The sequence below is a fragment of the Domibacillus indicus genome (assembly GCF_023715895.1).
In the GTDB taxonomy this organism is placed as follows: Bacteria; Bacillota; Bacilli; order Bacillales; family Domibacillaceae; genus Domibacillus; species Domibacillus indicus_A.
Map to the genome: position 1 here is coordinate 1 of NZ_JAMBOO010000064.1, position 843 is coordinate 843.

The following is an 843-nucleotide window of genomic DNA, read 5'->3' on the forward strand; positions in this document are numbered from 1 at the left end:
CCAGTAATCAGGCTAACCCCGTATTCCAACGGTTTTATGACCAATCTTAAATAGACTGAAGTGAAAGAAGCCGAAGGGCTTCTTTTTTAATATTCAGGCTCGCATTCAGGTCCCGGTCGTGACGCACGCCGCAGGACGGACACTCCCACACCCGGAACAGAGCTGGCTTGATGGGAAGAACGGATCGACTTTTATAATCGTCCGTCCGTACCACTTCGCTTTGTAGGAGAGCATTTCGTTGAACCTCGACCATGACGCATCGTGAATCCCTTTGCTTCGCTTTTTACTTTGGACGAGATTCTTCACCGACAAATTTTCCACCGCGATCACTTGGTTTTCATGAACGAGCCTGGTCATTTTAGCATTAGAGCGTTCAAGGAAAAAGAATGACTGAAAGAGCAACGATTCATCCCCTACTTAGCAAGCTTGAAGTGGGGGTGTTCTCGCCAAAGATGATAAAGATCAGATTCCTATACTGGATGAACCCTGTTTTTTCACTTGGAAAACAGCGAGTAAATAACAAACGCCTGTATCATTGTTTACAAAGTAAACAACAATACAGGCTATATTGTATAAGTATTTGAGTGTTTTAAAAGTCCACCATTGGAGGTACAGTTTAATTCCGTTTAAAAGCGATTCTTTTATTGTTTCAATTGAGAAGTTTAATGTTCATATTCTGAATTAAAGCATCTGCGAATTCAGAACATTTAACTTCTGTTGCCCCGTCCATTAAGCGGGCAAAGTCATATGTAACAACCTTCGAAGAAATTGTTTTTTCAACTGATTTTGTAATCGCAGTTGCTGCTTCATTCCAGCCAAGGTGCTCAAGAAGCAAAACGCCTG

General features: G+C 42.0%; 2 protein-coding genes. Both read right to left on the reverse strand.

Annotated elements, in window-relative coordinates:
- Positions 1-105: 105 nt before the first annotated feature.
- The gene (locus M3221_RS25425; protein ID WP_251274816.1) at positions 106-402 is read right to left on the reverse strand and encodes a transposase; all 297 of its coding nucleotides are present in this window, start codon (positions 400-402) and stop codon (positions 106-108) included.
- Positions 403-649: 247 nt separating this feature from the next.
- Positions 650-843 (reverse strand): isocitrate/isopropylmalate family dehydrogenase (locus M3221_RS25430; RefSeq protein ID WP_251274817.1); only part of this gene is annotated, 194 nt, incomplete at its 5' end.